The organism is Pseudomonas sp. MWU13-2517 (genome assembly GCF_023242545.1).
In the GTDB taxonomy this organism is placed as follows: domain Bacteria; phylum Pseudomonadota; class Gammaproteobacteria; order Pseudomonadales; family Pseudomonadaceae; genus Aquipseudomonas.
The window spans coordinates 34,587-61,206 of sequence record NZ_JALMFA010000002.1; the positions used below are offsets into that span (position 1 = coordinate 34,587).

Below are 26,620 nucleotides of genomic sequence, written 5' to 3' on the forward strand. Positions count from 1 at the left end.
AACACAGTCGGGAGGAAGACGGGGCAGGCCAAAAAAACCACACATGCAAATGCAAAATATTCTCAAGTGAGAATTTCCGGGCTTTATTTACGTGGTTCGATTCTGACGATGCCATCGGCCGAGGTCACGGTTTTCACTGGCAGCAGGGCGGGTAGAGCATTCAGCAGGGCATCCGGGTCATTCACATCCAGATTGCCCGAGACCTTCAACTGCGCGACGGCACGGTTGACCTGTAACGGAGCCTGAGGACGGTAGAGGCTCAACTCATCGATCAGGCTGGCCAACTCGCGATTGCGAAAGGACAGGTGCCCGCTGCGCCAGTCGGCCACCTCTTGAGCGGTGAGGGCCTGCTGTTGCACGGTGCCTTTGGCGTAGCTGTAGATCGCGCGTTGCTGGGCGCCGAGCAGGGCCACCGGGTTTTTTGCGTCCGGCTCGAACGCCACTTGGCCGTGGGCGACGCTGACCACCAGTTGTTGCTGGCTGCGCCGCACGTCAAAGCCGGTGCCGACTACTCGCACACTTGCCTCGCCGGCTTGCACGTACAGCGGGCGCTCTTTGTCGGCCGCCACTTCGATGTACAGCTGGCCTTTTTCCAGGTGCAGGATGCGTTGGTAGGCGGTGAAATCCACCCGCAGGCGTGTGTTGGCATTCACATACAGGGTGCTGCCGTCTGGCAGGTGCAGGGTGCGCATGCCTTTGGCGTGGGCAGCGACCTGGCTGTGATAAAGCTCGCGGGGCGTGCCGATATGGCTGGTCATCACGGCGCAGACCAGGGCGGCGGCCACGGCCAGGGCTGGGCGCCACAGCGAGGGTTTGCGTTTGGGCAGCGGCACGGGCCTGTTGTGTTGCTGCAATTGAGCAAGGTCGTCCCACAGCTGCTCGAACTCGGCATAGGCGCGAGCGTGGGCCGGCTCCGCTTGCCAGGCGGCAAAGGCTTTGCGGTCGGCTCGCGGCGATTCGCTGCTGTTGCGGGCAAACCAACTGGCGGCTTGTGCATCGATCGAGTCGCTCGCTTCGATGTCCAGGGCGTCGTTCTCGCTCAGGCGGTTCATTCTGGCTGCTCCGTGCCGGGTGCGTGTTGAAGGCGTCGCTTGCAGTGCAGCAGGGCAAAAGCGATGTGCTTTTCCACCATACTGGTCGAAATCCCCATGCGCTCGGCGATCTGCGCCTGGCTCAAGCCTTCGAAGCGGTGCAGCATAAGGGCTTCTCGCCTGCGCGGCGAGAGTTCGGCGAGGACTTCTTTCAACCGGTCCAGGCGCTGCATGCGAAGTGCGGCGGCCATGGGATCGTTTTGTTCGTCGGCGACCGGTTCGGTGCCGATATCGGCCGGACCGGCATGAACGGTGTGGCGTACCTTCTGTTTACGCCAGTGATCACGCAGCAGGTTGCGCGCCATCTGGAACAGAAACGCCCGTGGCTGCTCAACCTTGGCCCGGTCGCGGTAATCCAGCCATTGGGTGAAGACATCCTGGGTCATGTCCGCCGCATCGCTGGCGTTGTCCGTGCGTTTGCGCAGGAAATGCAGGATATCTGCATAAAACCCGCGAAAGGCATCGGCCGACAGCGGGTCGGGCTTGGGACGAGACATGGATATCCTTCTTGACGAAGTGCGACGTAGAAAAGTCGCGAATGATATCGAGAACTATTGTCATTTGTCTCCATTTAAGCGCAAACGCTGTAGAACAGTGGGAGGGTGGTTTGATAATTCGATGTGCTCCCTCCCACATAAGGAGTGTCAGCGCAGAAGTGTTTTCAACCGCTCGATCTGCGCTTCACCCAATGGGAACACCGGCAACCGCGGATCGCCCGCTTCCAGGCCGGTCAACCGCAACCCGGCCTTGATCGTCGCCGGCAACCCGCCTTTGAGAATGAACTCCAGCAATGGCAACTGGCGATAGAACAGTTCCCGTGCCAGGGCCAGATCATTGGCCAGCACCGCGTCATACAAATCCAGGTTCAATTGCGCGATCAGGTTCGGCGCCGCCGTGCACCAACCCTTGGCACCTGCCGCAAAGGCTTCCAGGGCCAACGGGTTGCAACCGTTGTAGAACGGCACGTCGCTGTGGCGGCGCAACTGGTGCATGCGCTGGATATCGCCGGTGCTTTCCTTGACCATGCTCACGTTGGCGACCTGCTGGACAATGCGCAGGATCAAGTCCACTGACATGTCCGTGCCGCTGGTGGCCGGGTTGTTATAGAGCATGATCGGTATGCCGACGCTGTCGCCGATCGCAGCGTAATGGGCGAGGATCTCCGCCTCGCTGAGTTTCCAGTACGAGGCCGGCAGCACCATCACCACATCGGCGCCATTGGCCTCGGCATACCGCGCACGGCGCACGGCCTTGGCCGTGGTCAGGTCGGACACGCTGACGATGGTCGGTACACGCCTGGCGATTTTTGCCAGGCTGTAGGCGCTGACTTCATCCCACTCGGCATCGCTCAGATACGCGCCTTCGCCCGTGCTGCCCAGGGGCGCGATGGCATGCACGCCGCTGTCGATCAGGCGGTCGATGGAGCGGCCCAGGGCGTCGAGGTCAATGCGTTGGCCGTCGGCGCTGAACGGGGTGATGGTGTAGCCGATGATGCCGTGAATAGTTGGATTGGACATGGGCAAGTCTCCGCTCGGAAAAGGGCAATCAGTTCAGGCAATCGGCGTGTTGACGCAGGTTCTGCCGCGCGTAGTAGTTGAACGCGGCGCCATGGCGCTTGGGCTTGGAGATCCAGTCGTGGGCCTCGCGACCGAGTTCCGGCAGGATCGGTTTGATCGTACCGGCCGACATCGCCAGCAACTGCAATTTGGCCGCACGCTCGATCAACTGCGCGATCACACAGGCTTCCTCGATGCTTGCACCGGTGGAGAGCTGGCCGTGGTGCGAGAGCAGAATCGCGCGTTTGTCGCCTAACGCCGCAGTGATGATTTCCCCTTCTTCATTGCCCACCGGCACGCCCGGCCAAGCCTTCAGAAAAGCGCAGTCCTCGTAGAGCGGGCAGAGGTCCATGTGGGAGACCTGCAGCGGCACTTCCAGCATCGACAGCGCAGCGATGTGGGTCGGGTGCGTGTGGATGATGCAGTTCACATCCGGCCGACCACGGTACACCCAGGTGTGAAAGCGGTTGGCCGGGTTGGGAATGCCGTGACCTTCCAGCACTTCAAGGTCTTCGTTGACCAGCAACAGATTGCTGGCGGTGATCTCATCAAAGCCCAGGCCCAGTTGCTGGGTGTAATAGGTGCCGGGCATGGGTCCGCGCGCGGTGATCTGCCCGGCCAGGCCGGAGTCGTGGCCATGCTCGAACAGGATGCGGCACGTGAGCGCCAGCTTTTGCCGGTCGGTCCACGTATTATCTGCCAGGGTGTTTTGCATCTGGATCAGCGCTTGCTTGACCAGTTGGTCTTTGGGGAGTGCTAATGTCTTGGCCATATCGGTGTCCTTTGGGTGGTTCAATGGACGTCTGGTTTGCTGGTCTCCCGTTGCTCGCAAGGTCGTGGGGTGGACGCAAATGACACTAAAGATGCTATATGACACAAAGTGTCATAGGCAAGCAAAGTTCTTGCTTTTCTGCATGGATTAACCGCAGCGCATGTCTATCCGTTTGAAATTATTGAGAAAAAAACTTGGCGTAACCCTTGAGGCCTTGGCTGAACGATCCGGGATGACCAAGAGTTACCTGTCCAAGGTCGAGCGCGGGCTGAACACGCCGTCGATTGCGGCCGCGCTGAAGCTGGCCAAGGCGTTGAACGTGAAGGTCGAGGAGTTGTTCAGCGAAGACAACGTAAGCCTCGACAGCTACAGCCTGGTGCGCAGTCACGAGCGGCCGGACACCACGCCGGGGTATGCCGTGCTGGCCCATCAGGTCAGCGAACGCAGCCTGCTGCCGTTCATCATCTACCCGCCGGCGGAGTTCACCGACAAGACCTTCAAGGAGCACTTGGGGGAAGAATTTCTGTTTGTGCATGAAGGCCGGGTGGAAGTGGATTTCATGAACGAGCGGGTGATTCTGGAGCGCGGGGATGCGCTGCATTTCAACGCGCAGAAGCCGCACCGGCTTCGTTCGGTGGGGGAGGTGCAGGCGCAACTGTTGGTGGTGGTGCACAGCACCGAAGAGTAACGCTGATGCGTGCTTGAAGTAGGATCAATGTGGGACACAAGCCAGTTCCCACATTGATCTTCTTTGTTCAGCGCATCAGCGTTCGACAGGTACTGATAGCGCCGGATTACCCAGGGGATGCGTGCGCGCCGCAAAGAACTTCAGCTCCACCCCAGCCCCCTCAAACAGCTCCGAATACCGGCGCTTCTGCTGGCGGATAAACCCGTCACTGCGCCCCGACACCGAGATCGCCAGGGTCGCGGGCTTCGCCTGGCGAACCGCATCCACCAGGTGTTGATCCTGCGGCCCCAGATCATGGCCGAAGATGCACAGCGCCCCTTCATGACTGAGCAACTGCTCATAGCAGAACGACAGGTAGTCCGAACTGCGGATGGTCTTGAGCTTCTCCTGCACCTTGCCTTCGTTGACGAACAGCGGCACGTCATCGAGGGTCTTGATTGTATTGTTGATCGCGAAACTGCTGAGCAAGGTGCTGTCGGTAGACGCCAGTTTGCGCGCCGTACCATCGAGGTTGCGCACCAGGTGCAGGCCGCCGTGCAAGTAGAGGATGCGTGTGGCGTCGGTGTGGGTGTTGCGCAGGTCGAAACTGGCGTCGGCGCTGTGAAACAGATCGTCGATGCCCGGCGTGTGCAGGATCGCCCAATAGTTGAGCAGGTCGTAGTTGCTGGTGAAGACGGTGGGGTAGCTTGCCAACTCTGCGTGGATCGTCGCCAGCGTTGATGGCTGCACCAGGCGCCACGGGATGTGCACGGCGTGGATGGCGTTGATCAGCGCTTCCTTGATCGCGTAGTAGCGATTACGCGGCGCTGCCGAGCTGACGGCCAGGGCTTTGTTGACCCGGCTGGTGGTTTTCAGTGCGCCCAGGACCTGCTCGAAGCTGCGGGTTTGCAGGGCGTCGAACACACTGAGTTCGGATTGGCTCAGGGGTTTTTCTTCGACGGTGCGGGCATTTTCGAACAGCGAATCATAGGCAAAGTCTTCCCAAATCGTGCGGCTGGCGCCGTTGCCGATCAGAATCGCGCTGAAGTCGATGGCGCTGCGCACCGCGCTCCAGTCTTCGAGGTGGGCGTCAATATCCTGGAAATCCTTCATTGCGGCGGGTCTACTCAAAATCGGCGGGTGGGTGACTTTATCACGAGCCGGCGTTGATCCTGATCAAGATGCCTGAGGCGACAGAGGTTGATCCTGTAGGCATAAAGCCTCTGAGGATTCGCCATGAGCAGCACATTCTTCATTCCCGCCGTCAACATCATGGGCACCGACTGCCTCGACGAAGCCATGGACGCCATCCGCAATTACGGTTTTCGCAAGGCGCTGATCGTCACCGACGCCGGCCTGGCCAAGGCGGGCGTCGCGAGCATGATCGCCGAGAAGCTGGCGATGCAGGACATCGACTCGGTGATCTACGACGGCGCCAAGCCCAACCCCAATGTGGAAAACGTCGAGAAAGGCCTGGCGCTTCTGGAAGCCCATGCCTGCGATTTCGTGGTCTCCCTGGGCGGCGGTTCGCCCCATGACTGCGCCAAGGGCATTGCGTTGTGCGCCACCAACGGCGGGCATATCGGCGACTACGAAGGCATCGACCAATCGAGCAAGCCGCAACTGCCGTTGGTGGCCATCAACACCACCGCCGGCACCGCCAGCGAGATGACCCGCTTCTGCATCATTACCGACGAAACCCGCCATGTGAAAATGGCCATCGTCGACCGCAACGTCACGCCGCTGCTGTCGGTCAACGACCCGGCGCTGATGGTCGGTATGCCCAAGGGCCTCACCGCCGCCACCGGCATGGACGCCTTGACCCACGCCATCGAGGCCTACGTGTCCACCGCCGCCAACCCGATTACCGATGCCTGTGCGATCAAGGCCATCGAATTGATCAGCGCCAACCTGCGCCTGGCGGTACGTGATGGCAGCGACATGACCGCGCGGGAAAACATGGCCTATGCGCAATTCCTCGCCGGCATGGCCTTCAACAATGCCTCCCTGGGGTTCGTGCATGCCATGGCGCACCAGTTGGGCGGTCTGTATGACCTGCCGCACGGTGTCTGCAACGCGGTGTTGTTACCCCACGTACAGAGCTTCAACGCCAGTGTCAGTGCCAAACGCTTGAGCGACGTGGCGCGCGCACTGGGCGCCGATATCAAAGGCAACTCGCCGGAGGAGGGCGCCCAGGCGGCGATCGTGGCCATCCGCACCTTGGCGCAGGATGTTGAAATCCCGGCCGGGCTGCGCGAGTTGGGTGCCAAGTTGCAGGACATCCCACTGCTGGCCGCCAACGCGTTGAAAGACGCCTGCGGGGTGACCAACCCTCGGCGAGCCGATCAGCGTCAGATTGAGGAGATTTTCCGCAGCGCGTTCTAAAGGGGCACGCGCAAGCCGCAAGCGTTAAGCTACAAGTCGAACTGCATTCAACTTGAGCATGAAGCGTGCGGCTTGCCGCTGAGGTCCCCTTATGAGAGTTCTGCTATTCGGCGCCACCGGCATGGTCGGCCAGGGTGTGTTGCGCGAGTGCCTGCTGGCGTCCGACGTTCAGGAAGTCGTCGCCGTGGGGCGTACGCCGTTGGCCCAGGAACACGGCAAGCTGCATCAGGTGTTGCACAGCGACATGCTCGATTTCCAACCGTTGGAAAACCTGCTGCAAGGCTTCGATGCCTGTTTCTTCTGCCTGGGCGTCTCGTCGGCAGGCATGAGTGAAACCCGCTACACCCACCTTACCTATGACTTGACGCTTGTTGCGGCCAGCACCTTGGCGCGGCTCAATCCGCAAATGACGTTTATCTATGTGTCCGGCGCCGGTACCGACAGCTCCGAGTCGGGCAAGTCGATGTGGGCGCGGGTCAAGGGCAAGACCGAAAACGCATTGCTGCGCCTGCCGTTCAAAGCGGTGTACCTGTTCCGGCCCGGGGTGATCCAACCGTTGCACGGCGTGCGCTCGAAAACGCCGCTCTACCAATCTTTCTATACCGTGCTCGGCCCGCTGCTGTCGTTCTTTCGCCGGGTCAAACCGGGTTGGGTGGTGAGTACCGAAACCGTCGGCCAGGCGATGCTCGCGGCGGTGCGCCATGGCGCGCCTCAGGCGGTGGTGGAACAGGCCGGGATCAATCGCCTGGCCGCCGAGCGTCGCTGATGCTGCACAAGAGCCTGGTGCGGCGCCTGGACCTGATCACGCTGCAACTGTTCGTTGCCGTGTTTGAAGAAGGCACGTTGACCCGCGCCGCCGCGCGGGAAGCCATCGCGGTGTCGGCGGCCAGCAAGCGTTTGATGGAGTTGGAACAGGTGCTGGGCGTCAGCCTGTTCGTGCGCCGGGCCAAGGGCATGGACCTGACGGCGGCCGGTGAGACGTTGCTGCACCATGCACGGCAGATGCTGTTCAACTTCGAAAAAATGGGCCTGGAACTGGGCGAGCACAGCCACGGCGTGCGGGGCTATGTGCGGATGTTGGCCAACCTGTCGGCGATCATTCAGTTCCTTCCGGAAGACTTGCGGGATTTTTCCGAGTTGCACCCAGAAGTCAAAACCGACCTCGAAGAACGTCCCAGCAACGGCGTGGTGCAAGGCGTGTTGGATGGCGTGGCGGACCTGGGTATCTGCTCCAGTGACACCGACACCAAGGGCCTGCCGCGCGTGGTTTACCGCCACGACAAACTGGTGGTGCTGATGCCGGCGGACCATCCGTTGGCGGCCCGCCAGTCCCTGGCCTTCGCCGAAACCCTGGGCAGCGATTACGTCGGCCTGCATTCTGCCAGCTCGATCAATATGCGCACCCATGCCGCCGCGCGCGAGGCCGGCAAGATGCTGCGGCTGCGGATTCATGTGCCGGGTTTCGATGCAATGTGCCGGATGGTCCAGGCCAATATGGGGATTGGCATCCTGCCGCAGAAGGCTTTTGAATTATTTGGTCGCGCACTGGGTTTGCATGCCGTACCGCTGACGGATGACTGGTCCGATCGCCGTCTGATCCTGGTGGTACGCGATGAGGCGCAGCTCTCGCCCGTCAGCCGTTTGCTCTTTGACTACCTGAGTCATTCGGCACATTCCTACAGGTAATTCGCTGTTTGTTCGCGTTTCGCGAACGCTCCTTGCCAACTGACGGTTGGCTTTCTTCCCGCTCAGTCCTCTAGCCTTGGCGTCACATTCCAAGAATAAGAGGTACACCCCATGACGGCTCCCCTGAGCGGTATCAAGGTGATCGAGATCGGAACCCTGATTGCCGCGCCGTTTGCCGCGCGCCTGATGGCCGAGTTCGGCGCCGAGGTGATCAAGATCGAAGCCATGGGGCAGGGCGATCCGCTTCGCAAGTGGCGAAAGCTGCACGAAGGCACGTCGCTGTGGTGGTACCTGCAATCGCGCAACAAGAAGTCATTGGCCCTGGACCTGAAGTCCGCTGAAGGCTTGGGCCTGATCAAACAACTGCTCGGCGACGCCGACGTGCTCATCGAGAACCTGCGCCCCGGCGGGCTGGAAAAACTCGGCCTGGGCTGGGACGTGTTGCACGCCCTCAACCCCAAGCTGACCCTGGTGCGTATCTCTGGCTACGGCCAGACCGGCCCCTACCGCGACCGCCCGGGCTTTGGTGCCATTGGCGAGGCCATGGGGGGTATCCGCTATACCACCGGCAACCCGGACTCGCCGCCGGCGCGGGTGGGCGTGAGCCTGGGGGATTCCCTGGCGTCCTTGCACGGCGTGATCGGTGCGCTGATGTCGTTGCTGCGAGTCAAGACCGGCCAGGGCGACGGGCAGATAGTCGATGTGTCCCTCGCCGAAAGTGTGTTCAACCTGATGGAAAGCCTGGTGCCTGAATACGACATGCTCGGCCATGTACGTGAGCGCAGCGGCGGGGCCTTGCCCGGCATCGCACCCTCCAACACCTACCTCACCGCCGATGGCGCCTATGTGGTGATTGCCGGTAACAGCGACCCGATCTATAAGCGATTGATGACCACCATCGGCCGCGCCGATCTGGCCGAAGCGCCGGAGTTTGCCCATAACGATGGCCGCGCGGCGAAAAGCGGCGTACTGGACGCTGCGATTACCCACTGGACCAGCAGCCGGCCTATCGAGCAGGTGCTCAATGCCCTGGAAACCGCCGAAGTACCGGCCGGGCGTATCTACTCGGTGGCCGACATCGTCAGCGACCCGCATTACCAGGCACGCGACATGCTGCTCGATGCCGAGCTGCCCGGTGGTGTGTCGGTGAAGATGCCCGGCATCGTGCCCAAGCTGTCGGAGACGCCCGGCGCGGTCCACTGGCAAGGTCCGACCCTGGGCCAGCATACGGATGACATCCTCGGTAACCTGGGTTTGACGGCTGCCGATATCCAACGCCTGAAAACCTGCGGAGTGGTGCAATGATCACTGATTATTCAGAGGCGCTGATCGTGCAGGAAGTGTCCCCGCGCGATGGCCTGCAAATCGAGCCGACCTGGGTGGAGACAGCCGACAAAATCGCGCTGGTCGACCAGCTTTCCCTGGCCGGATTCTCGCGGATCGAAGCCGGTTCATTCGTTTCCCCCAAAGCCATCCCGGCATTGCGCGATGGTGAGCAGGTGTTCCAGGGCATTCAACGCAGACCCGGCGTGATCTACGTGGCGCTGATCCCCAACCTCAAGGGCGCGCAGCGCGCCATCGAATCCAGCGCCGACGAGTTGAACCTGGTGATGTCCGCCAGCCAGACCCACAACCTGGCCAATATGCGCATGCGTTGCGAGGCATCGTTGGCGGCGTTTGGCGATATCACGCGCTTTGCCGCCTATCACCCGGTGCGTCTTAATGGCAGCATCGCCACCACGTTCGGTTGCCCATTCGAGGGCACGATTGATGAAGACCGCGTACTGGAAATTGTCGACGCTTATCAAGCGCTCGGCATCCGCGGTATCAGCCTCGCCGACACCACCGGCATGGCCAACCCGCGCCAAGTGGAGCGCTTGGTCAAGCGTGTATTGGAGCGCGTGACCGCCAGCGACCTGACCCTGCATTTTCACAATACCCGGGGCCTGGGTTTGTGCAATGTACTGGCCGCCTACGAGGCCGGCGCCCGGCGTTTTGACGCGGCGCTGGGTGGGCTCGGTGGTTGCCCGTTTGCGCCGGGCGCGTCGGGCAATATCTGCACCGAAGACCTGGTCAACCTGTGCGAGGAGGTTGGCATTCACACCGGCATCGATCTGCCGCATCTGCTGAAAATGTCCCGTCGCCTGCCGGCGCTGCTGGGTCATGAGTTGCCCGGTCAGGTGGCAAAGGCCGGGCGCAACTGTGACCTGCACCCACCGCCGGATTACATCGCCACGCTGTAACTGCTTACCAGACAACAAAAACAATCGGACACCTGTGAGCTGTCCTCTGGAGTGAAACCATGAGCACTAATACGTTAGAGGCCGGCGCGCGCCCGGCCGGAGAAGCCGATCCGATCAAGGCAGTCGTGAACAAGGTCGCCTGGCGCCTGATGCCGTTGATCATGGTCTGTTACCTGTTTGCTTTTTTTGACCGCATCAACATCAGCTTCGCCAAGTTCCAGCTGCAGGCCGACCTCGGTTTGAGCAACACCGCGTACGGTCTGGGGGCCGGGTTGTTCGTTGTCGGTTATGTCATCTTCGAAGTGCCGAGCAACATGATGCTCTACAAGGTCGGCGCAAGACGCTGGATCGCGCGCATCATGGTGTCCTGGGGGCTGGCGACGGCAGCCATGGTGTTCGTCACGGCTGAATGGCAGTTCTATGCCCTGCGCTTTCTGATCGGCGCCATGGAGGCTGGCTTTGCACCTGGCGTGCTGTATTACCTGACCCTCTGGTTCCCCCAGGATTTCCGCGGGCGTATCACCTCGATGCTGTTTTTGGCGTCGGCTTTTGCCGGGCTGATAGGCGCACCGTTCTCCGGGTTCGTATTGGATCACATGGACGGTGTGTTACAGATGCGCGGCTGGCACTGGTTGTTCCTGCTGGGCGGCCTGCCCTGTGTGGTGTTGGCGTGGATGGTGCTGACGCAGTTCAAGGACCGCATCGAAGATGCGCCCTGGTTGAACAGTGACGAAAAGGCGTTGCTCTCAAGCCGTATTGCGGTGCATGAAGTCCATAAAAAAGGCTCGTTGCTTCAAGCACTGCGAATTCCCGGTTTCCTGATGCTGGGCTTGATTTACTTCCTGATCCAGGTGGCGTCCTACGGCTTGAATTTCTGGGCACCGCAATTGATCCGCAGCACCGGTATCGAAAGCTCCGTAGTGATCGGCCTGCTGACTGCCATCCCCTACATCTGCGGCGCTATCACCATGGTGCTGGTGGGACGTTGGTCAGACGCCACGGGTGAACGGCGCAAGTTTGTCAGTGGGCTGGTCGCGTTAGGCGCGGTGGGGTTCTTTTGCGCCGGGATCTTTGATGATCACACCCTTTTCCTGATCATTGCCCTGGGGCTGCTGGGCGCGGGAATTATTGCGTCGATCCCCACCTTCTGGACGTTGCCGCCCAAGCTGCTGGCGGGTGCCGGGGCAGGGGCCGCCGGCGGCATAGCCTTGATCAACACCCTGGGGCAACTGGGCGGTATTGTCAGCCCCGTGATGGTCGGTCGGATCAAGGACATGACGGGCAGTACGACCCCGGCACTCTACGTGATCGGCGTGTGTGCGCTGATCGCCGCTGCGCTGCTGCTGTGGGGGTTGCCGCAAAAGCTGCGGACTTCCGACAAGCGCTGACCCATGCTCATGCAGCAGCCAAGGCTTTGGCGGGCGCTGCGCTGAACTGAATCAATATCACCCCGCCCATCAACAACAACGCTCCCAACACGCGGGGCGTTGTCAGTTGGCGTTCCGCCAGGCCAAACAAACCGAAATGATCGAGCAGCAACGAGGCGAGAATCTGCCCGGCCATGGCCAGTGCGATAAACCCTGAGGCGCCCAACTTGGGCAGCAGTATCAACGCCAGTGAAATGAAACACACCCCAAACGCACCGCCTGCCCACATCCACAGCGGTGCCTTGCCGATAAACGCCAGGCTTGGCAGCGGCAGGCGCAGCGCCAGGATCACCGGCAGCAGCACCACAATGCTCACCAACAGCGAGGCGAGGGTGGCCCACAGCGGATGACCCAGCCCTCGCCCCAGATTGGCGTTGATTGCGCTTTGAAACGGCACCACGGCACCCGCGATCACCGCCAGCGCTGACAAGCCTACCCAGTGCAACGTCGTCATCTTCATTCTCCCAAAGGTTTTGCTGGACTCTAGGCTATTCGTCACGCAAATTTAAATTCCAAGTTCTTATGCCGGGCATGCAGCTTATGAATGACCTGCGCCGTATCGACCTCAACCTGCTGGTGATCCTCGACGCGCTGCTCAGCGAGCAACATGTGACGCGGGCAGCCGAACGTCTGCACCTGAGTCAGCCGGCTGTCAGCCATGCGTTGGCGCGCCTGCGCGATCTATTGGGCGACCCGTTGCTGGTACGCCAGGGCGGTGGCCTGGTGCCGACCGCCCGAGCCTTGGAGCTCGCAGCGCCTTTGGCTGAAGCCCTGGCCCAGGTGCAGGCGCTGTTGGCGCCTAACCGGTTTGATCCCGCGTCGGCAAAACGCCGGTTTCGTGTGGCGATGTCGGACTACAGCGCGGCGATTTTCCTGCCGCAACTGACCCGGGTTCTACGCCGTGATGCGCCTGGCGTGGATCTGCAGATCATCCAAGCCAGCCGAGAAGGCATGGTCGATGGTGTGCTTAATGGCGACATCGACCTGGCTGCCGGTGTGTTCCCCGATTTGCCTGCCGAGCTGTGTACCACCCCTTTGTTCGAGGAGCATTACACCTGTCTGGTGGATCGCAGCAGCCTGCCGCAAAGCGGCGTATTGGATCTGCCCACCTACCTGGCGCGTCCCCACGTGCTGCTGGAGATGCGCGGTAGCGGCACACCGGAAATCGAGCGGGCGTTGAGCGCGATTCGCCAGCGTCGGCATGTGGCGATCAGCTTGCCGCATTGGGGGGTGGCACCGCAGTTGATCCAGGGCACGGATTTGATTCTGACGGTCTCGTCCCGCGGCTTGCTGAACATTGACCATCGGTATTTGCTGACTGTGCCACCGCCGTTTCATATTCCCTCTTTTGCTTTTGAACTGGCGTGGCATACACGCCGGGGCGGGGATTCGGGGTTGCAGTGGTTGATCGGGCAGGTGCAGGGTGTATTGTCCGAAGGCGCCCAATAACAGGAAAACACTATGCTTTCAGGCTTCAACCACCTGACCCTTGCCGTTACCGATCTGAACCGCAGCGTCAGTTTCTACCATGATTTGTTGCAGCTTCGGCTCGACGCCACCTGGGACAACGGCGCCTACCTTTCTTTGCCCGGTTTATGGCTGTGCTTGTCGCTCGACCCGTCGCGCGTGTCGGCACCCGTTGTCGACTACACCCACTACGCATTGACTGCGAGCGCCCATGACTTCGGCGAGGTGGTGGCTCGCCTGCGTGCCGCGGGTGTGCAAGAGTGGCGCGACAACCGCAGCGAAGGTGCGTCGTTCTACTTTCTCGACCCGGACGGCCATAAGCTCGAAGTCCATGTCGGTGACCTGACGTCGCGCCTGCACGCCTGTCGCGCGCAGCCTTATGCCGGAATGAAGTTTTACCCGTAGCACCAGAACGTGCAGAATCCATCCGCCCCCAACCGTCTGTCAGAGTCGCGCCTATGACCCCGTCCCTGCTGCTCGCCGTCCTTGCTTCGGGTTTTATCTACGGTATTACGCCTGGGCCTGGCGTGCTGGCCGTGTTCGGTATTGGTGCCGCCCGTGGCCGCCGTGCCGGGGCGGGGTTTCTGTGTGGGCATTTGCTCGGGGATGTGGTCTGGTGCAGCACGGCGCTGATCGCCATTGTCGGCGCGAGGGAGGTGGGCAGCAGTGCATTTGATGTACTGGGCGTACTCAGCGGCCTCTATCTGTTCTGGCTCGGCTGGCGGGCGATTCGCACCCAGCGTCGCAGCAGCGATGCGCCTCAGGGGGCCGCTCGGCATCCGTTCTGGCACGGCATTCTGTTCGGTTTGACTAACCCCAAGGCTTACCCGGTGGCGGTCGCGACTTTTACCGCGTTGTTGTCCAGCCGTGCTGAATTGCTGACCTGGTCGATGCTGCCGTCACTGATTGCCCTCAGCTTTCTAGGCGGCCTGCTGGCCTATGCGATCCTGGTCGGCGTGGTTGGCGCCCAGCGCGTGCGCACGGTGTATCAGCGCCATGAAATCCTCATCACCAGGCTCTGCGGCGTGATGTTTATCGGCTTTGCCATCAATGCCCTGGCGCACGCGTTGCCGGGGCTGTTCGGCAGCAAGCCGGCCTGAGCCGCAGACGACCGTTCGTCGCGCCGGGCAGGTTTTTCTAAACCTTTGCCGCCATGAAAATTCGAATTGAGGGCGGGGACGTGTTGCCCCGCCCTTATTTTTGCCCTGGAGGAACCTATCATGAGCCGCATGGCTTTCCGGTTACGCACCGCCAGTTTCGCGATGCTGCTGGGCCTCGGCGCCAGCAATGCTTTCGCCCAGTCGCCTGCTGAATTCATCGAGCAGGCTTCGGCCAAAGGGATGGCCGATATCGAAACCAGTCGCATGGCCCACGCCAAAACCTCATCCCAGGAAATCAAGGATTACACCATCGAGGTGATCAACGAACGCACCCTGGCCAACCAGCATTTGGCGGCGATCGCCAAGAAGCTCGACCTGCCGGTGGCACCGCGGGAGAAAATCGTCGATAAAGCCGAAACCCTGATGCCGGAACTCAAGGATGGCGATTCCTTTGACGCCGCGTACACCGCGCAACAGGTCAAGGAAAGCGAAGACGCCATCGCGCTGTTCAAACAGGAAGGCGCGGCGTCGGATGTGCCGGAAATAAAAGCCCTGGTCGATGAGACGCTGCCCAAGTTGCAGGAACGTCTGCAGAAAGCCCGGGCGCTGGCATCGACCTACGGCAAAGGCCACCAAGGCGACGGTTGACGCCTTTGCCGGAAATGAAAACGGCGGTTGGAATCTCTCCAACCGCCGTTTTTTATGCCTGATTCAAATCGGTTCGTGTGGGCGGCGCACCTTCGCCATTCTCACCACAGTTGCCGTTCAGGGTGACGGTGCCCGTGTTGCCGATGCTGCGGTACTGGTTGCGCAGTTTTTCCAGCTCTTTGCGGTCCAGGCCCTCCAGGCTCAACACAGCGTTTTGTGCGTCTTTGGACACGCGCAGCAACTCGTCGATTTTGATATGCAGGATGTCATTGTCGCGGTTCTGCGTGTTCTGGATCAGGAACACCATCAGGAACGTGATGATGGTGGTCGAGGTGTTGATGATCAGTTGCCAGGTATCGTTGTAGTGAAAATACGGGCCGCTGAGGCTCCAGAGGAAAATCAACGCGACCGCCGCGTAAAATGTCCGGGCACTGCCTGCCCAGCGGGACAGGGATTGGGAAACTGCGGAAAATTTCATGACCGTATTCCTTGAATCTAGAGGTGATGAAAGATTGACCGCAGCCGTGCTCTGAAATTTCTTTTAACAATTGATTCAGCGCGCGGAATGCTACGAAGCGGTACCCAACGCCTCAGAATGCCAACTCCGCCTGACCGGCACCTTCCAGTGCGAGCAGATATTGCTTGGCCTCCAGCCCTCCGGCGAACCCGGTCAGCCCGCCCGATGCGCCAATCACCCGATGACAAGGCGCGATGATCGAGATCGGATTACGCCCATTGGCCGCCCCCACTGCGCGCACGGCTTTAGGGTTGCCGATCTGCCGGGCAATCTGGCTGTAGCTGCGAGTTTCGCCGAAGGGGATGGTCAGCAGCGCCTGCCACACCTGCTTCTGAAACTCGGTGCCGACGAAGTCCAGTTCCAGCTCGAAACGGTTGCGGGTGCCGGTAAAGTATTCCCTCAACTGGCGCTCGGCCTCCATCAGTACCGGGCTGTCATTGGCTTCCTGCAATTGACCCAGGCGTACGCGGTTGGCGCGCTCTTTTTCCCACAGGATGGCACTGAGTTTGCCATTGCGTGCTACCAGCGTGAGCTGGCCGACGGGGGAGGGCATGAGCTTGTATTCGTAAGACATGATCGGGCTCCTGGGGAGATAAGTACGACACTACTGTAAGTCCATCCGCCCGACTGGAAACTACGATTCTTGCGGTCAAATTCTGCTGCCGCCTAGAAGGTCCAGTAAACCCAATTGGAATAGTACGGGTACCCATAAAGCCAAGCGGTCCAATAAAGCGCCACCAGGACTGATGCATTACCCGTCAATATCAATGAGGTGACATTGAGCAGGGTGACGACCCAGGCGAACACTGTTACGCGTCGGCTGGCATGGCGCCGGGCCAGCCAAACGCCATATGCGGATGCTGCAATTGAGCCGAGCGCCAGGAACAATCCAAACGGAAATGGCAGCCTCACAAATGAAACCAATAGCGGCAATACCACAACCCAGCCCACCACTTGGCGCGGTATAGATTTTGGTGTGCATTGTCCGGGTTCAAGCATTGCGCTGATCCTTCTTTCAGGGCTGACGAGTTGCCATCATCACAAGGTGCGGCCGCCACGGCATTCAGATATTTCTGAGTGACCGTCGGCAGTCCTGGCGCAACACCTTAGAGCCGCTGACGCGAGAACACCCGAGCGCGAGTCGGTAGAGCCTGCGCGATGACGGTGAGGAAGGCTTCAACCAACACGCTTTTGGTTTCACTGCGAGTCAGTACCAATAACCGGGCACACGCATCCACCTCCACCAAGGGTCGGTATGCCACACCTTTGTTCATCAGGCTCTGTGTGCATTCCGGCACCAGCGCCACACCTTGCCCGGCAGCCACGAGGGCAATGATCGAGGTGATCTGCCGCCCGGTCGGGCCTGGACGCAAAGGAACGCCGTGGTGTCGGTAAAGCTGCTCGATGGACTGGTTCAACCCCGACCCATAATCAGGCGGGAACAGGATCAATGGGTAAGCGCTCAATTGCGCCAGGCTGACCTGTGGCTGGAGCGCCAGGGGACTCTCGCTGGAGACCGCCGCCACCAAGCGTTCCTCGCCCAATGACAGGGCTTGTACGTCTGCGGTCTGTGGCAGCAGGCGACTCAGCCCGATGTCCAGGCGCCCATCCGCCACCTGCGCGCCCAGGCTGCCGGAGGCGCATTCCACCAGGGTCAGTTGCACATCGGGAAAACGTTGGGCGAACGCCTGGATCGTCTGGCTGAACAGATCCGACAAGGCGATTGAGCTGACATAGCCCAATGTCAGTTGCCCGGCGGTACCGGCGGCCAATTTGCCGGCGATCACTTGGGCCCGCTCAACCTGCTCCAGCACGCCCCGGGCATAGGGCAGAAACGCACGGCCCTGCGCGGTGAGGGCCACTGTGCGGCTGGTGCGATCGAACAGCTTGAAACCCAGCTCCGCTTCCAGGGCCGAGATCTGCCGGGTCAGTGGTGGCTGGGCCAGATGCAGGCGCAGGGCGGCACGGCCGAAGTGCAGTTCTTCGGCGACCGTCAGAAAGTAACGCAGCTTGCGTAGGTCAAGCATCCTGGTCCTTGGGTATTGATCGGTCGGAAATCGGTATTGGTCACGGTCCTGCCACCCATTCTATAAAGGCGTTACAAAATAAACCGAGATGTTTCATGAAACCGCGCCTGCATTGTGCCCGCCTTGCCCTGTTTTTGTGTGGATGCGCGGCGTTTCTCAACCTCTATGCAACCCAGAGCATTCTCCAGACCTTTGCCACGCAGTTTCAGATCAGCGCCAGGGCGGCGGGGTGGAGCATCACGGTCACCACCCTGGCCGTGGCCGTCACCGCACCCTTCGTCAGCCGCCTGACCGGGCGTTTCGAACAGCGCACGGTGATCGCCGGGGCCGCGCTGTTGCTGGCGGTGCCGACGTTGATGACGGCTTATGCCGACAGCTTCGCCGAAGTGCTGGTGTGGCGATTCGTCGAAGGCATGTTGATCCCGGTGGTGTTTGCCACCAGCGTGGCTTACATCGGTGATCGCTGGCAGGGGAGCACGGTGACTGAAGTCACCAGCCTCTATGTGGCGGGGACCGTGTTGGGCGGATTTGCCGGGCGCTTCGTTACGGGGGTCATAACCGAATATGTGGGCTGGCGCGAGGCCTTTGAATGGCTGGCGGTGCTGAGCTTGATGGTGGGCGGGTTTATCCAGTTTCTGCTGCCCGCCAATCGGCCACGGACGGCACTGCGGAGCGCGACATCATCGGGGGTCTTTCGCCAACCGTTGTTGGCGGCGTATGCCGTAGGTTTTTGCGTGTTGTTTTCACAGGTTGCGGCGTTTACCTACGTGGGGCTGCACCTCGGCTTACCGCCATACAATCTTGGACCCGCCGCCTTGGGCGTGCTCTATATGGTGTTCCTGCTGGCCCTGATCGTGATTCCCGTTGCAGGTCGCCTTAGCAAGGCCCGGTCCCATGCCGAACTGCTAAGCGTTGCCGTCGTGCTCGGCGTCACGGGCTCGGCACTGACCCTTTTGTCGCCCTTGTGGTGCATCGTGGCAGGCCTTGCCCTCAGTTCCACGGGAGTGTTTCTCGCCCAAGCCGCCGCCAATGCCTTTATCTCTGCCAGTGCCCGAGACAGCAAGACTGTCGCCGTAGGCATCTACCTCACCTGTTATTACCTGGGCGGCAGTTGCGGCGCCATCATTCCTGCGGCGATCTGGGAGCACTGGGGCTGGCCCGGCTGCGTGAGCCTGATTATCGGTTTCCAGCTCCTCACCTTGCTGATCGCCCTGATCGGCTGGACGCCCCATCGGCCTGAACGGGTCCCAACACCATGAACGATACTGTCGCCCTGCCTGCCATTGAGAAATCCTCCCGCCGCCGCTCGCTCATTGCGGGTTGCGGCGCCCATGCCGTGCACGATGGCCTCACCGATGTCATCTACGTACTGCTGCCGATCTGGCAAACCCAGTTCGCGTTGTCCTACGCCCAGATCGGTCTGCTGCGAGGCGCTTACTCCGGGACGATGGCGGTGTTCCAACTCATGGCCAGTCGTGCCGCCAAGCGCTGGGGGCGCATGCCGATGCTGGTGGTGGGGACCGCGCTGGCAGGTGCCGCTTACCTGGTGGTCGGGCAAGCCACTGGCCTGGTCATGTTGCTGCTGGCGCTGCTGCTCGGCGGCCTGGGCGCCAGCACCCAACACCCGCTGGCGTCCTCGATGATCACTGACGCTTACGAGGAGGGTGGTGGCGTCAAGCAAGCGCTGTCCCAGTACAACTTCGCCGGCGACATCGGCAAAACACTGATTCCAGGGTTGGTCGGCCTGCTGCTCACCATTGTCAGTTGGCGCGCCAGTGCCTCACTGCTGGGCTTGCTGGGGCTGATGGCGGCGGGGCTGTTGTGGTGGATGATCCCAGGCCAACCCCCTGCGCCCACTGCGAGTAAACAGACGAAGCCTCTCACCGGAGCGGGGTCCGCCGCAGGCCTGCGCGCACTGATCCTCACCGGCACTCTCGACAGCGCCGTGCGCATGGGGTTTCTGACCTTCCTGCCATTCCTGCTGCAAGCCAAAGGTGCCGGTACCGCCGGCATTGGCTTGGCGCTGACGATGCTGTTTATCGGCGGCGCATTCGGCAAACTCTTCTGCGGTTACCTCGGCGCCCGTCTTGGCATGATGAAAACCGTATGGCTGACGGAAACCAGCACCGCGCTGCTGATTGTCGCGGCGGTTTACTTGCCGTTGGCCGGGTTGATGGTGATGCTGCCGGTGCTCGGCATGGTACTCAATGGCACGTCTTCGGTGCTCTACGGCACTGTGCCGGACCTGGCAGGCGCGGCCAGGCGGGAGCAGGCGTTTGCGCTGTTCTATACCGGCACCATTGGTGGCGGGGCAGTGGCACCGGTGGTGTTCGGTGGCATAGGGGACGCATGGGGTGTGCCGATGGCGGTGATGCTGCTGGCGGGGGTGTTATGGGTGACGCTGCCGCTGGCGTGGGTGGTGCAGCGAGGCGTAGAGGAGAAAGTTTGACTGGTATTGCGCATGCGAAAGCATGACCCGGGTGGACCCGATCGTACGCGGTGAGGGTTCACCGTCTCGCGAATTTTTGCAGAAGGGCTATTTCGTTTTGACGCTTTCTCGCTTTATTTCTCTGAGATGTCAGAGAAGTCAACGAGTCGGCAGAGAAGTGGAGCGGGTAGAGGGAATCGAACCCTCAACTAAAGCTTGGGAAGCTTTCGTTTTGCCACTAAACTATACCCGCTCAGAGCGGCTGACTTTGTACCAGATGTTCGCCGGGATTTGAAGTTTTTCTTCAAAAATGTGCAGGTTACGTAAGCCGACGACTTGATCCACTGTGGGAGCGAGCGTGCCTGTGGTGAGAGAGCTTGCTCCCGCTGGGGGCGACGCGCTCCTAAATAAAACAGTGGGGCTGCTTCGCACCCCAGCGCAAGCAAGCTTGCTCGCCACAGTGAGCCATATTCAAATCGCAAAGGCATGCTGCGTCTGGCCCTGTTGGTAGCGCAAGCGGCTGACCTGACGCTCTGGTTTGAGGAAACCCACCACCGCATCCCGGGCGTCCCGGCTTGCCGCCTTGTGCTCCATGTCCAGGAAATGCCCGGTCGCCTGAATGGTGCTGAAGGTGCTGTTCGCCACGTGCTGGCCGAACAACTTGGCATCCTGGGCGCTGGTGTATTCGTCCCATTCGCCGTTCAAGAACAGCACCGGAATATCGATCTGCCTGGCAGCCTTGAGGTAGCACAACCGGTCGCTGTTCAGCACATGGCTGATGTGAAAGTGCATCTGCCCATATTCATGCTCGGCCAGGCTGCTCACGTGCTTGTAGTTGAAGCGTTTGAACAGCGAGGGCAGGTGTTTGCCAATGGTGCTGTTCACCAGGTTGCCGACGTTGTGGCGGTCGAGGTTGCCGAGGTAGTCAACGCCGCGTTCAAGGTAATCGCGCATGGGCGCGTTGATCACCGGAGAAAACGAGCTGATCACCGCTTTTTCCACGCGGCGGGGGCGGTGGGCAAGGGCGACCAGAGTGGCGGCACCGCCCCAGGAGAACGACAGCACGTGTTCAGCGGCGAAATGGTCGATGAGTTCCAGCAGGATCTGGCCTTCGACTTCTTTCGTCAGCATTTGCTCGTGACGGTTATGGATTTTGGAGCGGCCAGCGTAAGGCTGGTCGTACAAAACCACATTGAATTGCGGGTACAGGCTTTTCACGGTTTGGGCGAAAGATGCCGTGGTGGCCATGGAGCCGTTGACCAGGATGATGGTCTTGTCAGCAGCTTCCGCGCGATAGAACTCCGTGTAAACCCGATACTGACCCTGTATATCCAACACAGCGATTTCTGGCCTCATGTCATAAGACTCCTGGCAAGCGGGTAGGGCGCGCAGATCACTCTGCACGAGCTTTATGACAGGTAGGCATACGCCTGGAAAAATGAGGGCCCATGTCGATCCGGGGACGGCTGGTCGACGGGTGTTGTTAGGGCGGGCTGTTTGCCGGGAAGGCCCGTAGATCAAGCGCGGGCGGGGCAAAGTGTTTCTTGGAGGTTATAGGCGACTCATCAGTCATATTTCGGCTGACGGTTTGATTCAAGCATCTGACCCTTGAAGTCGCAAGCCGCAGAAATGGGTTTTTGCCACTACCGGCCGAACGGTCGTCATACCTGTCGGATTTCCTCCGCGGTCAGCGCGCGATACTGGCCCGGCGCGAGGGTTGCATCCAGCACCAGCGGGCCCATTCGCTCGCGATGCAGGCCGATCACCTTGTTATTGAAGTGTCCGAACATGCGCTTTACCTGATGGTAGCGCCCTTCAATGATGCTCAAGCGCGCGGTTCTGGCGCCCAGCAACGTCAATTCGGCCGGTTGGGTGGTGAGGTCTTCAAACGCAAAATACAGGCCCGCGGCGAAGGTCTGCGCGTATTGCGGGCCGATGTCCTGCTCGGTTTCCACGCGGTAGACCTTGGGCAGTTTGGTCTGCGGTTGCGTGAGGCGGCGCGACCACTGGCCGTCGTTGGTGATCAGCATCAGGCCGGTGGTGTTGAAATCCAGACGGCCGGCAATGTGCAATTCATGTTTGTCCGGCTCATCCAGTAAATCCAGTACGGTGGGGTGCTGCGGGTCCACCGTGGCGCTCACGCAGCCCTGAGGCTTGTGCAGCATGAAGTAGCGCGCCGGTTTGCCGGCCTGCAGCACATCATCGTCAACGCATACGCGGCTGAATTCCCGCACTTCGTAATGAGGGTCGCTGACGGCTACGCCATCGACCGACACACGGCGCTCAACCAGCAACAGGCGAACTTGCCGGCGATTGAAGCGCGAGAGGTTACTGAGGAAACGATCAACCCGCATTACTTAGGCTCAGCGCCACGCAACTGCTCGTCGACCTGGGCACAGCGCGGGCACAGGCAGGCCTTGTTACGCAATGGGTCCGGCAAGGCCTGGAGCACTGCCGGGTCGATGGTGACGCTGTAACACCAGCACGCCTGGTCGACCGTGCGAGGGTCCGCCAGGGAGCAGTTGTTGCGGGCGCCGCAGGCAGGGCAGAGTGCTGGTGTGGTCATGGGCAGGTTCGGGCTGGATCGGACAAGTTTCCGGAGAATCCCGGTGCCTTGTACGATACAGGGCCGACCCTGCGCATGCTACTTAGAGCTGGAACTTGCTGACCAGGACGTTGAACGAGGTGGCCAGACGGGAGAGGTCCTGGCTTGAGGCGTTGGTCTGATGGGCGCCGGCGGCCGTCTGGGCAGACAGGTCCTGGATGTTCAGCAGGTTGCGGTCCACTTCGCGCGCTACCTGGGCCTGCTCCTCCGAGGCGGAGGCGATCACCAGGTTGCGCTCATTGATCTTCGCCACGCTGGTAGTGATCCGTTGCAACGCTTCGCCGGCGTTATTCGCCAGGGCCTGGGTGTTGTTGGCCCAGGTCAGGCTCTTGGTCATGGCCGCCACGGCATTGTCGGCACCGGTCTGCACTTCACCAATCATCTTTTCGATATCGACCGTGGACGTCTGGGTGCGGTGCGCCAGCGCCCTTACTTCATCGGCGACCACCGCGAAACCACGCCCCTGCTCACCCGCACGCGCCGCTTCAATGGCGGCGTTAAGGGCCAGCAGGTTAGTCTGCTCGGCAATGCCGCGAATCACATCGATCACCTTGCCGATTTCCCGCACCTGGCCGGCGAGGTCTGCAACCGATTGCGTGGAGCCGTTGATCTCATCCACCATTGAATTCATGCCGGACACCGCCTGTTCCACTTGCTGGCGGCCCTCTTCGGCCTCGGTGGTGGCCTGACGCGAGACTTCAGAGGTCGAAACCGCGTTGCTGGCCACTTCGTCCACTGCAGCGGTCATCTGGTTGACGGCAGTGGCGGCTTGTTGAATCTCATCATTCTGGCGCGTCAGGCCACGGCTGCTTTCATCGGTGACCGCACTCAGTTCTTCGGCTGCCGATGCGAGCTGGTCGGACGCGTTGGCGATCTCCACGAGGGTGTTTTTCAGGCCACCCTGCATATCCGACAACGCCATCAGCAGTTGCCCGGCTTCGTCGGTGCGTTCGGTGATGATGGCCTGGGTCAGGTCACCCTGGGCGATGCGTTGTGCGCTTTCCACGGCCTGAGCGATGGGGCGTGTGATCAGGCGTGTGATCAACACACCGATGATGATCGCAATGATGAACGCCAGCACAATGCCGCCGATCATCCACGTCAATGCGCTGTCGCGCAGCTCATCGGCAGCGATCGCGCCTTCCTTGATCTGGCGGTTATTGGACTCGACCATGACGCGGATCAGCTCCCGTGCCTGACGGAACAGTTCGTTGTTGGTGGTATTGAGCTGGGTACGCGCTTGATCGATCTGGCCGCCGTCGAGCAGAGAAACAATGCGTTCGGAGCTGCTGACATAGGCGGGCCAGATCTTATCGAGCTTATCGCCCGCTGCCCGTTCGTCATCTTCCAGCGGCGTTGCACGGTAGGTCGCGTAGGAGGCCTGGCTGCGCTTGAGTTCCTGGGCGATATCCTGGCGCACGCGCTCGCGGTCCTGTGGCGCAACATCGCCTTTGCTGGCGTCCATCAAGCGGTACATGCCGCGGTTATGGGCCGTCAGGCCGCTGAGGGTGGCGGCCGTGTTGCTCACGGAAACCAGGTTGTTGGAGAACGTCAGCTCCAATGCCGTGGAGAGGCGGACCACCCCTTTGATGCCCAGCAGGCCCACCCCCAGGGTGACCAGCGCACAGAGTAAAAATGAAAGCAGCAATTTGGTTGAGATTTTCATGGGCAAGTCCGGAAAGGGTAGCGAAGGGGGCACGCTAGAGCCTCCCTGGCCCTTTGCGATGTCATAGTGACATCATTGCAATTGCCAAAGTTGCCTGCCAAACAAATTTACTTAATCGATTAAGCTCGCGCAGATGTATAAAACTGTTGCAAGAGCGCACCAGTTTCCGTTTTTGATGTCAGATATTTCGTCATTCAGCGAAAGCTGGATGCCGCCCCCCAGCGTCGCTGGAGGCGCTCTTTCGCGGTCCAGGAGGCCGCCATGTATCGACGACTGCTGCTTACCGTTTTACTCGGCCTGACCTTGTCAGCTTGCGTGCCTTACTACGAGGGAGGCGGCACCTACTACCGCTCTGAAGTCTACACCGCACCGGCGCCAGCCTATTACTACGGCGGTCCTACCTATTATCCGTACGGGCGCGGCTATTACGCACCTTCACCACGCTACTATTCGGCGCCACGGTATTACTCGTCTCCACGCTACTATCAACCGACACCGCGGTATTACCCACGGCCCGGTTACCGACCCTATCAAAATCAGGACTGGGGCAATCGCTGGGGGAATGGCGGTCACGGGCGCGGTTCCGATCATGGCGGAGGACGCGGCGGTCATCGTTGATAGGCCCGAAGAAACGGCGCATGAGGCGCCGTTTTTTTATACGTGGCGTTCATAAAAACTGTCAAAATTAACAGCTATATTTTGGGGCCAAAATGGATTTCACTGCATAAAAGCCGTTGTGCTTTTCCAGTAGAGCGACCAGTCGAATGAGCCTCTCAATATTCAAACAGCGGATAGCCCTGCTCCTGCTGATGCTCAGCGCAATTGGCCAGGTGCAGGCTGAGCAAGGATGCCCTTATCCCTCCATGATCCGGTACGTTGACGGGCATTTTAAAAGTGCCGACAAACAGTTGCTGTGGCTGAGTCCGAAGGTCGAAGTCCGCGATTTTATCGATCTGTTCATCGGCGCAATCTTCATGCCGGGCAGCGGACAAGAGCGGGAAAACGGCTTCATGGACAAATGTCTCTATCGCACCAGTAGCGGCAACCTGGTCGCCTTGAGACCGGCCATGGGCGACCTTGTCACTAACATGTCATTGAGCAGTACGCTGTATTGGCAACCTGACATAGGCCCGTTCAACCAACCGGTTTTCCTGTGCCAGGACAGCCAGCCCGACAACTGCGCGTTCAGGGTCAACGGCCGGCTGCAGTGATCTTTCAGTAGTCGGACAAATCCGCCAGAGGGTGACGACCTTCCCAGGCTTTGTTGAAGTGTGCCTGGACCACCGCGTCCGGAATCGCGTCGATATCCGGCCAGTGCCAATGGGGGGCCTGGTCTTTATCAATCAAGCGTGCCCGTACGCCCTCGGCAAACTCGGGATGACGGCAGCAATTGAGGCTCAAGGTGTACTCCACCTGGAACACCTGGGCCAGCGACAGATGACGGGCGCGCTGCAGATGCTCCCAGACCAGGTGCGCGGTCAGCGGGCAGCCTTCGCTGAGGGTCTTGCCGGCGCGGTTCAACAGCGGGTCGCTGTGGTCGCGCAGCAGACTCAAGGCGCGCCAGGCGCAACTGACGTCACCGACGTCCAACCACTCGTCGATCTGCGCACGGCGCGGCAGCCATTGCGCTTCGGGCTGCTGGCCAAGCGCTTCCTGGCTCAGGGCCTTGAGCAGGCTGTTGAGCTGTTTAGCGGTCTGCTCCTGCCAGTTCAGGCGCAGCAGGCCGTCGATCAGTTCCTCTTGTTGATCGTCGCGCAGGAAACGGTCTGCCAGACCCAGGTCCAGGGCATCCCGACCGTTGATATGGGCGCCGGTGAGACCGAGGAACAAACCCAACTTGCCGGGCAGGCGCGAGAGGAACCAGCCGGCGCCCACATCCGGGTACAGGCCGATGCTGATTTCGGGCATGGCCAGGCGGCTGCTTGGCGTCACGATGCGCACCGCCGCGCTTTGCAGCAACCCCATGCCGCCGCCGAGCACGTAACCGTGGCCCCAGCAGATCAGCGGCTTAGGGTAAGTGTGCAGGCGATAGTCGAGACGATATTCCTCTGCAAAAAACTGCGCGGCGAGGGTTGGCACCACGCCGGGTTGTTCACGACAGGCCTGCGCCAGGCTGCGTACTTCTCCACCGGCGCAGAAGGCTTTGGGGCCGTTGCCGCGCAGCAGCACGCAGACGATATGCGGGTCTTTGGCCCAGGCCTCCAGGCGTTCGCCCAGGGCCAGGATCATTGGCAAGGAGAGGGCGTTCAGGGATTTTTCCGCGTCCAGGCTGGCAATGCCCAGGCGCGTACCGTCGCTGCAGGTCAGCTCTTCAAAGTGCAGGTTCATCGTGACC

At 60.7% G+C, this 26,620-nt stretch carries 30 protein-coding genes and 1 tRNA gene; 15 read left to right on the forward strand and 16 right to left on the reverse strand.

The genetic code is table 11. The features are described 5' to 3' along the window. Positions 1-83 precede the first annotated feature (83 nt). The 4 genes from M5B97_RS02655 to M5B97_RS02670 all read right to left on the reverse strand — a co-directional run bounded on the left by M5B97_RS02655 (position 84) and on the right by M5B97_RS02670 (position 3,419). Complete coding sequence (locus M5B97_RS02655; RefSeq protein ID WP_248730673.1) at positions 84-1,052, reverse strand: FecR domain-containing protein; 969 nt, start codon at positions 1,050-1,052, stop codon at positions 84-86. Next, positions 1,049-1,588 (reverse strand): RNA polymerase sigma factor, encoded by a 540-nt coding sequence (locus M5B97_RS02660; RefSeq protein ID WP_248730674.1) that lies wholly within the window; start codon positions 1,586-1,588, stop codon positions 1,049-1,051. Before M5B97_RS02660 ends, M5B97_RS02655 begins: the two co-directional genes overlap by 4 nt. Positions 1,589-1,735: 147 nt before the next feature. Beyond that, positions 1,736-2,608, reverse strand: a complete 873-nt coding sequence (locus M5B97_RS02665; protein WP_248730675.1) for a dihydrodipicolinate synthase family protein — start codon at positions 2,606-2,608, stop codon at positions 1,736-1,738. 28 nt (positions 2,609-2,636) lie between these two features. Next, positions 2,637-3,419 carry an aldolase gene (locus M5B97_RS02670; protein WP_123714992.1) on the reverse strand — a complete coding sequence of 261 codons (783 nt, stop codon included), beginning with the start codon at positions 3,417-3,419 and terminating at the stop codon, positions 2,637-2,639. Positions 3,420-3,579: 160 nt separating this feature from the next. Here M5B97_RS02670 and M5B97_RS02675 point away from each other — a divergent pair, with 160 nt between their 5' ends. Beyond that, a complete protein-coding gene (locus M5B97_RS02675) occupies positions 3,580-4,107 on the forward strand; it encodes an XRE family transcriptional regulator (protein WP_248730676.1) in 528 nt (175 codons plus the stop codon). A gap of 75 nt (positions 4,108-4,182) precedes the next feature. Here the strand turns inward: M5B97_RS02675 and M5B97_RS02680 are convergent, their stop codons facing one another. After that, on the reverse strand, positions 4,183-5,199 hold the full coding sequence (locus tag M5B97_RS02680) for a DUF4917 family protein (protein ID WP_123714994.1): 1,017 nt from the start codon (positions 5,197-5,199) through the stop codon (positions 4,183-4,185). 123 nt (positions 5,200-5,322) lie between these two features. Here M5B97_RS02680 and yiaY point away from each other — a divergent pair, with 123 nt between their 5' ends. The 6 genes from yiaY (at position 5,323) to M5B97_RS02710 (ending at position 11,788) form a co-directional block, all read left to right on the forward strand. Further along, positions 5,323-6,471 (forward strand): L-threonine dehydrogenase, encoded by a 1,149-nt coding sequence (gene yiaY, locus M5B97_RS02685; RefSeq protein WP_248730677.1) that lies wholly within the window; start codon positions 5,323-5,325, stop codon positions 6,469-6,471. A 91-nt stretch (positions 6,472-6,562) separates the two neighbouring features. Then, positions 6,563-7,237 carry an NAD(P)H-binding protein gene (locus tag M5B97_RS02690; RefSeq protein ID WP_248730678.1) on the forward strand — a complete coding sequence of 225 codons (675 nt, stop codon included), beginning with the start codon at positions 6,563-6,565 and terminating at the stop codon, positions 7,235-7,237. Then, the gene (locus M5B97_RS02695) at positions 7,237-8,157 is read left to right on the forward strand and encodes a LysR family transcriptional regulator (RefSeq protein ID WP_248730679.1); all 921 of its coding nucleotides are present in this window, start codon (positions 7,237-7,239) and stop codon (positions 8,155-8,157) included. Before M5B97_RS02690 ends, M5B97_RS02695 begins: the two co-directional genes overlap by 1 nt. A 111-nt stretch (positions 8,158-8,268) precedes the next feature. Next, on the forward strand, positions 8,269-9,462 hold the full coding sequence (locus tag M5B97_RS02700) for a CaiB/BaiF CoA-transferase family protein (protein WP_248730680.1): 1,194 nt from the start codon (positions 8,269-8,271) through the stop codon (positions 9,460-9,462). Continuing rightward, positions 9,459-10,400: a hydroxymethylglutaryl-CoA lyase gene (locus M5B97_RS02705; RefSeq protein WP_248730681.1), complete on the forward strand. Its 942-nt coding sequence runs from the start codon at positions 9,459-9,461 to the stop codon at positions 10,398-10,400. The genes M5B97_RS02700 and M5B97_RS02705 overlap by 4 nt, the downstream gene beginning before the upstream one ends. Positions 10,401-10,459: 59 nt before the next feature. Beyond that, positions 10,460-11,788, forward strand: a complete 1,329-nt coding sequence (locus M5B97_RS02710; protein ID WP_134657981.1) for an MFS transporter — start codon at positions 10,460-10,462, stop codon at positions 11,786-11,788. Positions 11,789-11,795: 7 nt separating this feature from the next. On the opposite strand, the gene M5B97_RS02715 is transcribed toward M5B97_RS02710, so the two are convergent. Then, entirely contained in the window at positions 11,796-12,281 is a 486-nt protein-coding gene (locus tag M5B97_RS02715; RefSeq protein ID WP_134657979.1) for a DMT family transporter, read from the reverse strand. Between the two features lie 68 nt (positions 12,282-12,349). On the opposite strand from M5B97_RS02715, the gene M5B97_RS02720 reads away from it, so the two are divergent. The 4 genes from M5B97_RS02720 to M5B97_RS02735 all read left to right on the forward strand — a co-directional run bounded on the left by M5B97_RS02720 (position 12,350) and on the right by M5B97_RS02735 (position 15,042). After that, positions 12,350-13,276 carry a LysR family transcriptional regulator gene (locus M5B97_RS02720; RefSeq protein ID WP_248730682.1) on the forward strand — a complete coding sequence of 309 codons (927 nt, stop codon included), beginning with the start codon at positions 12,350-12,352 and terminating at the stop codon, positions 13,274-13,276. Between the two features lie 12 nt (positions 13,277-13,288). Beyond that, entirely contained in the window at positions 13,289-13,699 is a 411-nt protein-coding gene (gene fos / locus M5B97_RS02725) for a fosfomycin resistance glutathione transferase (protein ID WP_248730683.1), read from the forward strand. Between the two features lie 53 nt (positions 13,700-13,752). After that, on the forward strand, positions 13,753-14,394 hold the full coding sequence (locus M5B97_RS02730) for a LysE family translocator (RefSeq protein WP_123715005.1): 642 nt from the start codon (positions 13,753-13,755) through the stop codon (positions 14,392-14,394). A gap of 120 nt (positions 14,395-14,514) precedes the next feature. Continuing rightward, positions 14,515-15,042 carry a DUF4142 domain-containing protein gene (locus M5B97_RS02735; protein WP_123715006.1) on the forward strand — a complete coding sequence of 176 codons (528 nt, stop codon included), beginning with the start codon at positions 14,515-14,517 and terminating at the stop codon, positions 15,040-15,042. Positions 15,043-15,094: 52 nt separating this feature from the next. On the opposite strand, the gene M5B97_RS02740 is transcribed toward M5B97_RS02735, so the two are convergent. From M5B97_RS02740 to M5B97_RS02755, 4 genes are all read right to left on the reverse strand, one after another. Next, positions 15,095-15,520 (reverse strand): low affinity iron permease family protein, encoded by a 426-nt coding sequence (locus M5B97_RS02740; protein ID WP_134657971.1) that lies wholly within the window; start codon positions 15,518-15,520, stop codon positions 15,095-15,097. Positions 15,521-15,632: 112 nt separating this feature from the next. Then, entirely contained in the window at positions 15,633-16,133 is a 501-nt protein-coding gene (locus tag M5B97_RS02745; RefSeq protein WP_134657969.1) for a methylated-DNA--[protein]-cysteine S-methyltransferase, read from the reverse strand. Positions 16,134-16,225: 92 nt separating this feature from the next. Then, complete coding sequence (locus tag M5B97_RS02750) at positions 16,226-16,558, reverse strand: hypothetical protein (protein ID WP_248730684.1); 333 nt, start codon at positions 16,556-16,558, stop codon at positions 16,226-16,228. 107 nt (positions 16,559-16,665) lie between these two features. Then, positions 16,666-17,586 carry a LysR family transcriptional regulator gene (locus M5B97_RS02755; protein ID WP_248730685.1) on the reverse strand — a complete coding sequence of 307 codons (921 nt, stop codon included), beginning with the start codon at positions 17,584-17,586 and terminating at the stop codon, positions 16,666-16,668. A gap of 95 nt (positions 17,587-17,681) precedes the next feature. On the opposite strand from M5B97_RS02755, the gene M5B97_RS02760 reads away from it, so the two are divergent. Both M5B97_RS02760 and M5B97_RS02765 read left to right on the forward strand, forming a co-directional pair. Continuing rightward, on the forward strand, positions 17,682-18,845 hold the full coding sequence (locus tag M5B97_RS02760; RefSeq protein WP_248730686.1) for an MFS transporter: 1,164 nt from the start codon (positions 17,682-17,684) through the stop codon (positions 18,843-18,845). Next, positions 18,842-20,035, forward strand: coding sequence for an MFS transporter (locus tag M5B97_RS02765; protein WP_248730687.1), 1,194 nt, complete (start codon positions 18,842-18,844; stop codon positions 20,033-20,035). The genes M5B97_RS02760 and M5B97_RS02765 overlap by 4 nt, the downstream gene beginning before the upstream one ends. A gap of 158 nt (positions 20,036-20,193) precedes the next feature. On the opposite strand, the gene M5B97_RS02770 is transcribed toward M5B97_RS02765, so the two are convergent. The 5 genes from M5B97_RS02770 to M5B97_RS02790 all read right to left on the reverse strand — a co-directional run bounded on the left by M5B97_RS02770 (position 20,194) and on the right by M5B97_RS02790 (position 24,285). After that, positions 20,194-20,267: transfer RNA gene (locus M5B97_RS02770), tRNA-Gly, on the reverse strand. Between the two features lie 218 nt (positions 20,268-20,485). Beyond that, complete coding sequence (locus M5B97_RS02775) at positions 20,486-21,370, reverse strand: alpha/beta hydrolase (RefSeq protein ID WP_248730688.1); 885 nt, start codon at positions 21,368-21,370, stop codon at positions 20,486-20,488. 305 nt (positions 21,371-21,675) lie between these two features. After that, positions 21,676-22,368 carry a pseudouridine synthase gene (locus M5B97_RS02780; protein WP_248730689.1) on the reverse strand — a complete coding sequence of 231 codons (693 nt, stop codon included), beginning with the start codon at positions 22,366-22,368 and terminating at the stop codon, positions 21,676-21,678. Further along, complete coding sequence (locus M5B97_RS02785) at positions 22,368-22,580, reverse strand: cysteine-rich CWC family protein (protein ID WP_123715013.1); 213 nt, start codon at positions 22,578-22,580, stop codon at positions 22,368-22,370. Before M5B97_RS02785 ends, M5B97_RS02780 begins: the two co-directional genes overlap by 1 nt. 82 nt (positions 22,581-22,662) lie before the next feature. Then, the gene (locus M5B97_RS02790; RefSeq protein ID WP_123715014.1) at positions 22,663-24,285 is read right to left on the reverse strand and encodes a methyl-accepting chemotaxis protein; all 1,623 of its coding nucleotides are present in this window, start codon (positions 24,283-24,285) and stop codon (positions 22,663-22,665) included. Positions 24,286-24,546: 261 nt separating this feature from the next. On the opposite strand from M5B97_RS02790, the gene M5B97_RS02795 reads away from it, so the two are divergent. Both M5B97_RS02795 and M5B97_RS02800 read left to right on the forward strand, forming a co-directional pair. Beyond that, positions 24,547-24,903: a hypothetical protein gene (locus M5B97_RS02795; RefSeq protein ID WP_134657957.1), complete on the forward strand. Its 357-nt coding sequence runs from the start codon at positions 24,547-24,549 to the stop codon at positions 24,901-24,903. A 191-nt stretch (positions 24,904-25,094) separates the two neighbouring features. Beyond that, positions 25,095-25,496, forward strand: a complete 402-nt coding sequence (locus M5B97_RS02800) for a DUF3757 domain-containing protein (protein WP_248730690.1) — start codon at positions 25,095-25,097, stop codon at positions 25,494-25,496. A gap of 4 nt (positions 25,497-25,500) precedes the next feature. On the opposite strand, the gene M5B97_RS02805 is transcribed toward M5B97_RS02800, so the two are convergent. Beyond that, positions 25,501-26,613 carry an enoyl-CoA hydratase/isomerase family protein gene (locus M5B97_RS02805; RefSeq protein ID WP_248730691.1) on the reverse strand — a complete coding sequence of 371 codons (1,113 nt, stop codon included), beginning with the start codon at positions 26,611-26,613 and terminating at the stop codon, positions 25,501-25,503. Positions 26,614-26,620 lie beyond the last annotated feature (7 nt).